The organism is Gilliamella sp. Nev3-1, from assembly GCF_001690435.1.
Classification (GTDB): domain Bacteria; phylum Pseudomonadota; class Gammaproteobacteria; order Enterobacterales; family Orbaceae; genus Gilliamella; species Gilliamella apicola_C.
Window position 1 is genome coordinate 32,302 of the sequence record NZ_LZHN01000016.1, and the last position, 8,780, is coordinate 41,081.

Sequence of the window (8,780 nt, forward strand, 5' to 3'; positions counted from 1 at the left end):
ATTTTAATCCTGATTCATTTTCAGCTTTTCAATTTGAATTTTTTCAATAATTTCTTCCATTTTGGCACTACGCGATCCCTTAACCAGCATAGTTAAAGTTGGATATTGACGTAATAACATTAATAGATAATTTACTGCATCTTGTTTATTATTAAAATGGTGACCTACACCACTATATTGGCTAATAAATTGACTTAATTTGCCAACACTTACGACACAATCAAGTTTTTCATCATGAGCAAGTTCACCTATTTGCCGATGATATTTTTCTGCTTCACATCCTAATTCCCCCATATCACCAACCACTAAAATTCGATACCCAGGCTGCTTTGCCAAAACTTTAACTGCCGCAGACATTGAACCAACATTGGCATTATAAGTATCATCCCAAATTAATTGGGTTTGATTTAGCTTGATTGGAAATAACCGACCTTTTACTGGTTTTAAAGTGGCTAAACCTTGCTGAATCTGGTTGAACGTTGCACCAACAGAGATCGCCAAAGCGGAGGCTGCAATCGCATTTGAAATATTATGTTGCCCAATTAGTGGTAACTTAATTTCACATTCGCCTTTAGGAGTATGTAACATAAAAGTAGTGTTTTGAGCATATGTAATATTGCTGGCATAAAAATCAGCTGATGGATTAGCTAATGAGAAAGTCCAAATTGTTTTATTTATCAGTTGAGTAAACCACTTATCTGAACAACTATCCAAATTAATAATAGCGATGCCATCTTTGGGCAAGCCTTGAAAGATTTCACCCTTAGCTTTTGCTACACCTTCAAGCGAGCCAAATCCCTCAATATGAGCTTCAGCAATATTATTAATTAAAGCACTTTGTGGCTTAACAATATTTGTAGTATAAGCAATTTCGCCAATATGGTTAGCACCTAATTCTATTACAGCAAAATTGTCTTGGGGAGTTAATCGAAATAAGGTAAGTGGAACACCAATATCATTATTAAAATTCCCTTGAGTATAAAGTGTTTGGCCACAATTGCCTAAAATTGCAGCTGTCATCTCTTTAACAGAAGTTTTGCCAGAAGATCCTGTTAATGCGACAATTTTTGCTTGACTTTGCTGGCGAATAAATGAAGCAATTTTACCTAATGCTTGGCGTGTATCATCAACGACAATTTGCGGTATTAGAAAATCGAGTTTACGATTGACAACCACAGCAATAGCACCATTTTGAATGGCTTGTTGGGCAAATTGATGCCCATCAAAACTATCACCTACTAAGGCGATAAACAATGATTTTTCAGTTAGTTTTCGTGAATCAGTGCAAATAGTATCAATCATAATACTTTCGTTTTGGATATGATAAAATTTACCATCCACAATTTTTTTTAATTGTTCGATTTTTAATGGGATCATGATTGACTTTCAACTCCTAAAAGTCTTTTGACTGTTTCTTGATCTGAGTAATGATATTTAGTTTTATCCACAATTTGATAATCTTCATGCCCTTTTCCAGCAATCAATATCACATCATTAATATTTGCTTGAGCAAGCGTTTGGGTTATCGCTTGTACTCTGTCAGTAACAACTTGTACATTTTTTTTACTTACTAAGCCTTGCTCAATGTCATGAATAATTTTCATCTCGTTTTCTGTTCGTGGATTGTCATTTGTCAGAACAATCTTATCGGCAAATTGTTCTGCTATTTTAGCCATTAAAGGCCTTTTACCCGTATCCCTATCTCCACCACAACCAAAAATCACCCATAAAGAACCTTTACAATGTATTCGACTTGCTTGTAAGGCTTTTTGTAATGCGTCTGGAGTATGCGCATAGTCAACAATAACCGTTGGACTATTTTTTACGTGTAACACCTCCATTCGCCCACAAATGGGGTTCAAAAAAGCGGCCATATTAACTACAGCAAAAAATGGAAAATTCAATGTTAAAAGTGTAGCTATCGCTAATAACAAATTAGAAACGTTAAACTCACCTAGTAGCCGACTATTAATAATGGCGTTTCCCCAACTTGACTCCATATAAATTTTGGCGCCTTTGTCGTGATAATCAATCATAGAAACACCAACATAAGGTATATTTAATGCTTTCAATTGCCGTAATGATTTAGGTTGGCATGAGACAGCCGTCACTTGCGTGAGCTTTTCAATCCATCTTTTTCCATATTTATCATCATAATTAATAATTGATTTGCCAGCGGTTAAAACTTGTTTTTCTTTTTCATCAGGACTAAATAGCGACCATTTTGCTTTGGCGTACTTCCCCATGGTTTTATGGTAATCGAGATGATCGCGACTTAGGTTAGTAAATACGGTGGCAGCACAATTTAGTCCTTTAACACGATCCATTGCAAGCCCATGAGAAGAAATCTCCATGGCTACAATTTTCACCTGTTTTTTTACAAAATTAGCTAATAATGTTTGTATATCTATTGCAGATGCCGTCGTATTGATAGATGGTTCAAGTTGATTATAAATGCCATTACCAATAGTCCCCATTATTGCTGTTTTCTCATTCAATAATGTTGTACATTGAGCAATAAGCTGGCTAACGGTTGTTTTTCCATTCGTCCCTGTCACACCAATAACGGATAATTTTTTTGAAGGGGTATGATAAAAATCATTAGCAATTAATGATAAACGTTGTGAAAGTTGAAAAACACTTATTTGTGGAATGACAGATTTATTGTTTTGCTTAAGATAATCGATTTTTAAGTCATTTGATTTTCTTTTTGTTTCGATCAATACAATAGCGGCACCAGCAGCAATAGCTTGTGGAATAAATGTTCGACCGTCAACGGCATGCCCTTTGATAGCAACAAATACATCATTTTTTTTCACTTTACGGCTATCAATACACAAATGATTAAGTGAAAAATTGTCTAATTTTAAATTTCGACTTCCACCTCCACCTAATAGCTCAAATAATGTATAAAAAGAACTTGTAGTCATTATTTTCCACCTATCAATAAATAATCATTTGGCCATCAATTTGGCGATCTGGTTTTACATTCATTGTTCTAAGAACACCTCCCATAATGCGACTAAAAACAGGGGCAGAGACTGAGCCACCATAATACTGACCAGCTTTAGGATTATCAATAACAACCACAAGAGAATATTTTGGCCCTGTTGCTGGGGCAATACCTGCTGTATAAGCCAGATATTGATTAACATACCGGCCACCAGATAATTTTTTTGCAGTTCCTGTTTTAACCGCAACACTGTAACCAGGGACGGATGCCTTCGTACCGCCACCAGTAACCGCTACAGCTTCCATTAATTGAACAACTGTTTTTGCATCTTTTTCAGAAACAACTCGTTTGCCTTTAACAGGTTCGGTCGCCTTTAAAATTGTTACTGGTCGATAAATACCATAACTACCGATAGTTGCATAAGCCCTAGCTAACTGTAATGGTGTAACTCTTAGCCCATACCCAAACGCAAATGTAGCTCGTTCAATATCAGCCCATTTTCTTGTTCTATCCGCTGCAATTGAACCACTGACTTCGCCACCTAAACCTAATTCCGTTGGCTGGCCTAACCCAAAACGACTATAGAATTCTACAAGATCACCTTGCTGCATTTGTAAAGCAAGTTTACTTACGCCAACATTACTGGATTTTTCTAATATACCAGCCAAATTTAGTGATTTTTGATATGACACATCTTTAATTTCATAGCGATTGACATAAAATGGTCTTGTGTCAATAATCGTATTTAAATTGGCAATTTTCTTTTCTAAAGCAGCCATTACTACTAAAGGTTTAACAGTCGAGCCTGGTTCAAACGCATCTGTAACAGCTCTATTTCTCAATAAATTATAATCAAGCGATGAACGATTATTCGGGTTATAAGATGGGCTGGTTGCCATTGCTAAAATCTCGCCAGTGTGCACATCAACTAATACTGCTGTTCCACTGTCTGCTTTGTTAAATTCAACAGCTTGGCTAAGCTCGGTATATACCAACGATTGTAAACGCTCGTCTATGCTGAGTGTTAAGTCTGCAGCTGTTTCACTTTCTGTTCGTTCTAATTCTTCAATAACACGACCGACTCGATCTCGCCTTACAATTCTTTGCCCTGATTCACCAATTAACCACTTATTAAAGCTTTTTTCAATGCCTTCAGAACCCTTTTCAGCACCATTTTCATCAATGTCTGTTAAACCAATTAGTTGAGCTATATTTTCTGCCGCAGGATAATAACGTTTGGATGTTTTGGCAAATGATATTCCTGGTAATTTTAGCTTCTTTAAATAATCAGATATAGTTGGTGTTACTTGTCTAGATAAATAAACAAATCGCATTGATGCATTACCTAGTTTTTGCTCTAGTGTCGACATTGGAATATTCAACGTTTTAGCTAAACCTTGCCACCTGATATCATCTGCTTTAACTCCGCCTTTTTGTACAACGATTTTAGGATCTGCCCATACATCAAACATTGGCACACTTACAGCTAATGCTCGGCCATGGCGGTCAGTTATCATAGCTCTTGGCGCATCCATTTCTTGATGACGTATCGAGCGTTTATTACCTTCAGCAATGAGTTTGTCTGGCTCAATAATTTGTAATAATGCCATTCGAACAATAAGGCTAATAATCGCAAAAATAATAAGAGTATATACAATATAAAAACGGCTTGGAGTAAAAAATTGCTTTTTACTATTCAACTTATTTGTTTTTGTTGCCTTTTTAGTTTTATCTTTTTTATGTTTAGTAACAGGCTTCATTATTTACTCTTTATCACAATAACTGTTTCATTTTGTGGTGTTACATAAGACATACCTAATTGAATCTTAGCTTTCTCTTCAATACGCTTGGGCTCTGCAAGTACATTTTCTTCAATAATTAGGTTCCGCCATTCACTTTCTAATACATCTTGTTCTAATAAAAGTTGCTCACGCTCAAATAGCTGTTTACGAACCTGTTGCGTTGTTATTAATACAGCGCCAGCGGAGATAATAATCATTACAAGTAATAATAATGATATTTTTTGATGGCCAAACAAATCGCCAATAATTAAGCCAAATAAGCTTTTACTTGGCTTTTTTTGAAAATCTTTATCAATATAGATGTTATCTCGAAAAGCATCATTGAGTTGGTGGCTATTCATGTTTCCTTTCTGCTACCCTTAATATTGCGCTTCGAGAGCGCGGGTTATTATTAATTTCAATTGTATTCGGTTTAATTTTACCGAGTGATTTTAATCTAGCACCGCCATATTGTTTAATTTGTTGTTCTGTTAATGGTAATCGAGCGGGTAAATCTGGGCCTTTACTCTGTTTGCTAATAAATTGCTTTACAATTCTATCTTCTAGAGAATGAAAGCTAATAACAGCAAGCCTTCCATGATTGGCAAGAACAGATAAACTACTGTTTAATACTTGCTCAACTTCTTCCAATTCGCTATTAACATAAATACGAATAGCCTGAAAACTACGTGTAGCTGGATGCTTATTTTTATCTTTTCTTGGCGTTGCTTTTTCAATTAAATTAGCCAACTCCAAAGTACGGGTGATCGGCGAAACTTTATTTTGCTCCACGATCGCTCGAGCAATACGCTTGGCAAATTTCTCTTCACCAAATGTCTTTAACACCCACGCGATATCGTCTTCATCACTGCTGAGTAACCATTCACTTGCTGTTAAACCTTTATGGTTATTCATACGCATATCAAGTGGTCCATCACGCATAAAAGAAAATCCCCTTTCGGGGTCATCAAGCTGTGGCGATGAAACACCAAGGTCTAACAAGATGCCATCAATCTTACCCATTAATTCAAGTTTATCAATATATTGGTACATATTTGAAAACTCACCACGAATAAAAGTAAATCGAGGATCTGTTATTTTTAAAGCAACTTGCTCAGCACGCTCATCACGATCAATAGCAATCAACCGACCTTGTGTACCAAGTTGTTCAAGTATTAAACGAGAATGACCGCCTCGCCCAAAAGTACCATCAACATAAATGCCATCCTTTTTTATATTTAATGCGTTTACAGCTTCGTTTAATAAAACCGTTGTATGTTGATAATCCATCAATTTTTTACTCTTATTAAATAGTTAAACTTTTCAAATTATCTGATAAGTTTTCAATATCGGTTGGTAATGCAGCAATATCATCGTTAATTTGTTGATACCAAATCGCCTCATCCCAAATTTCAAATTTATTAGATTGACCAACAAACATTGTATTTTTTTCTAATTTTGCATAAGTACGTAACGTAGGTGGCAATAAAATTCGACCTGAACTGTCCATCAAACACTCAGTTGCATAACCCAATAACAATCGCTTAATTCTACGTTCAGCTTCTACAATCGTTGATAATGTTGCAAGCTGTTGTTCGATACATTTCCATTCAGACAGAGAATAAAGCGTCAAACAAGAATGGTATAAACCAATTGTGCAAACCATACCTTCAGACAAAGATTCACGGTAACGAGTAGGAATTGCTAACCGTCCTTTATTATCTAAATTGACCGAAATTGCACCACTAAACATGAAAGTACCATTATTTATAAATTTCTTGTTAATTTTTATTTAATATAAATCATCAAGTTAATTAAATAATCTATTTTTACCACTAACCCCCACTTTTTACCACAAATTCTCACAAAATAATAGGTTGTTGGTTAATTATTTATAAAAGATTGGTTTTCTTCCTCAAAATGAACAAATATCACAAAAAATCATAGAGGGAAACATATTATAGTTAAAAAATTTAAAGGACAGTTTAAAACAATAATTGGTAAATTGTGCCTTAACCAATGCCTACCTTTTTATAGGCGAGTTAGCTAAACATTTTGGACTAGGCAAAGCAACATTAGATGAGTGAATTAGCTAGTTTTTACGACACAAAAAATTATCTATATCAAAAAAATATTAGGGGCTGTTGATCTTTACTGTACATAAATCACTCAACAATACATTGGCAGCCACATTAACATAAATGCCAGTGATACCATACTGGCATAATTCCTTTCTAACTTATCATATCTAGTTGATATTGAACGATATTGCTTGATTCTAGCAAAGGCATTCTCGACTAAATGACGATAGCGATAAAGGCACCTATCCATACTGCTTTTATCTATATCCTTACCATAATTACGTTTAGCAATCACCGTTCGTCCGCCTTTTTGACGAACAAAGCACCGAAAAGGCTCGCTGTCATAACCTTTATCGGCTATCACTGTATTCACTTCATCGAGCTTTTCAACTAGGTTTTCTGCATAAGTGATATCATGTCGTTGTCCTTCAGAAAGCTCAAAACAAATAGGCAAACCACCACTATCAACCGCAAGATGAATTTTAGTTGAATGACCACCACAGCTCTGACCTATTTGCTCGGAATGCTCTGTTGCAGCGCCTGTACTATGTTGATGAGCCCTGATAATCGAGCCATCTAGGAACACCCATTCAAAATCCGCTAGTTGTGATAAATGTTTGAAAATATCAACTAATATTCCTTTTTTAGACCACAAATTAAATCGTCTATAGACGGTGCTCCATTCACCAAACTCTTCTGGCAAATCTCGCCAAGGAATACCGGTTCTCATTCGGAAAAGGCTCCCTTCAAACGTCATCCGATGCTCGGATTTATTATAAACTCGGCCGGTATTTTTCATTATTTGTAGTAGCTTTTCCCACCGTTTATCTGTTAGCATTGTTCTTGGCATGATGAATGAGTTATGGTTGTTTTTTGCAGAATTATTATAACTCACATCATGCCATCTAAAAAATAATCACTAAAGATCAACACGCCCTAATTTATCATTAATATAATTATCATTTTAAATGATAGTGTCATTAAAGTTTCTCCATGGGTGGTTATTTCTCATCGCTTTTTGATAGTTACCTGGAGTTACCCCGAAATTTCGACGGAAAATAGCAATAAAACCACTAATATTATCATAACCTAAATTTAAAGAAATTTCTGTGATAGGTCTGCCCGCAACAAGCAACTCTAAAGCTTTTAACATACGTAGTTTCTGTCGCCATTCTGTGAAATTAAATCCAGTTTCATTTGTAAATCGACGAGTTAATGAGCGTCGAGAAATTCCAGCCCAAACGCTCCATTCATTAATGTTTCTATCATCACTAGGATTATTAGACAAAGCTAAAGCAATTTTTAACAAACGAATATCTTTTGGCATTGGGAGTGCTATCTCAACTTGAGGGATTATACTAATCTCGTCGACAATCACTGCCATCAATCGCTTATGCTCGGGTTGCAATTCTGAATTATTCCATGTCATGGTTCGGGTAATTGCTTCACGCAATAGACTAGATAATTCTAGCATGCAGGGTTTATTCGGCAGATTATTACATTCGCTTTTTTGTATATAGATACTCCATCCGTGGAATGGCCCATGTGATCCGAGAAGAGAATGCTGTGTATCTGGAGGTATCCATATACCATGAGTTGCGGGTATTACCCATTGACTACTTTCCACTTCAATTGAAATTAAACCTTGTAATGTACCAGCTAGTTGTCCTCTCGAGTGATGATGAAGTTCTGTTACTTTCACTGATGGGGATTTGAGTGATGCCGATATAATCATAGGTTCGTTATCAGAAGAAGCGACCTCTGGAGAAATGAGTGAAATATTCATTTATATGGCCTCTAAGTAATATTTTGTGGCTGGAATTAGTTAGTAATTTTTTGTTTTACTAACTATCCTAAATTAGCCCAACTTAATTCAAATAAAATAAATATAACTATATATATTAAAAATAAATTAGCAATAAATCATGAATGATTTAAAAAAAATATTATTTAATATAATTGATT

Annotated in this window: 8 protein-coding genes; all 8 read right to left on the reverse strand. The window is 35.4% G+C overall.

Translation table 11 applies throughout. The features are described 5' to 3' along the window. Window positions 1-3 precede the first annotated feature (3 nt). Entirely contained in the window at window positions 4-1,377 is a 1,374-nt protein-coding gene (gene murF, locus A9G40_RS03385; protein ID WP_065581901.1) for a UDP-N-acetylmuramoyl-tripeptide--D-alanyl-D-alanine ligase, read from the reverse strand. After that, entirely contained in the window at window positions 1,374-2,930 is a 1,557-nt protein-coding gene (murE, locus tag A9G40_RS03390) for a UDP-N-acetylmuramoyl-L-alanyl-D-glutamate--2,6-diaminopimelate ligase (RefSeq protein ID WP_065581902.1), read from the reverse strand. Before murE ends, murF begins: the two co-directional genes overlap by 4 nt. 13 nt (window positions 2,931-2,943) lie before the next feature. Next, entirely contained in the window at window positions 2,944-4,713 is a 1,770-nt protein-coding gene (gene ftsI / locus A9G40_RS03395; protein WP_065566557.1) for a peptidoglycan glycosyltransferase FtsI, read from the reverse strand. Continuing rightward, a complete protein-coding gene (ftsL, locus tag A9G40_RS03400; protein WP_081302132.1) occupies window positions 4,713-5,096 on the reverse strand; it encodes a cell division protein FtsL in 384 nt (127 codons plus the stop codon). The genes ftsI and ftsL overlap by 1 nt, the downstream gene beginning before the upstream one ends. Beyond that, complete coding sequence (gene rsmH, locus A9G40_RS03405) at window positions 5,089-6,024, reverse strand: 16S rRNA (cytosine(1402)-N(4))-methyltransferase RsmH (protein ID WP_065581903.1); 936 nt, start codon at window positions 6,022-6,024, stop codon at window positions 5,089-5,091. Before rsmH ends, ftsL begins: the two co-directional genes overlap by 8 nt. Window positions 6,025-6,040: 16 nt before the next feature. Next, a complete protein-coding gene (gene mraZ, locus A9G40_RS03410; protein WP_065581904.1) occupies window positions 6,041-6,487 on the reverse strand; it encodes a division/cell wall cluster transcriptional repressor MraZ in 447 nt (148 codons plus the stop codon). Between the two features lie 416 nt (window positions 6,488-6,903). Next, on the reverse strand, window positions 6,904-7,665 hold the full coding sequence (locus A9G40_RS03415) for an IS5 family transposase (protein WP_065581908.1): 762 nt from the start codon (window positions 7,663-7,665) through the stop codon (window positions 6,904-6,906). Window positions 7,666-7,779: 114 nt separating this feature from the next. Further along, window positions 7,780-8,550, reverse strand: coding sequence for an AraC family transcriptional regulator (locus tag A9G40_RS03420; protein WP_218057928.1), 771 nt, complete (start codon window positions 8,548-8,550; stop codon window positions 7,780-7,782). Between the last annotated feature and the right edge of the window lie 230 nt (window positions 8,551-8,780).

Coding starts and splice junctions, on each gene's coding strand:
- mraZ (WP_065581904.1), bottom strand. CDS start 6,487: ATGTTTAGTGGTGCAATTTCGGTCAATTTAGATAATAAAGGACGGTTA.
- murF (WP_065581901.1), bottom strand. CDS start 1,377: ATGATCCCATTAAAAATCGAACAATTAAAAAAAATTGTGGATGGTAAA.
- murE (WP_065581902.1), bottom strand. CDS start 2,930: ATGACTACAAGTTCTTTTTATACATTATTTGAGCTATTAGGTGGAGGT.
- A9G40_RS03420 (WP_218057928.1), bottom strand. CDS start 8,550: ATGATTATATCGGCATCACTCAAATCCCCATCAGTGAAAGTAACAGAA.
- ftsI (WP_065566557.1), bottom strand. CDS start 4,713: ATGAAGCCTGTTACTAAACATAAAAAAGATAAAACTAAAAAGGCAACA.
- ftsL (WP_081302132.1), bottom strand. CDS start 5,096: ATGAATAGCCACCAACTCAATGATGCTTTTCGAGATAACATCTATATT.
- A9G40_RS03415 (WP_065581908.1), bottom strand. CDS start 7,665: ATGCCAAGAACAATGCTAACAGATAAACGGTGGGAAAAGCTACTACAA.
- rsmH (WP_065581903.1), bottom strand. CDS start 6,024: ATGGATTATCAACATACAACGGTTTTATTAAACGAAGCTGTAAACGCA.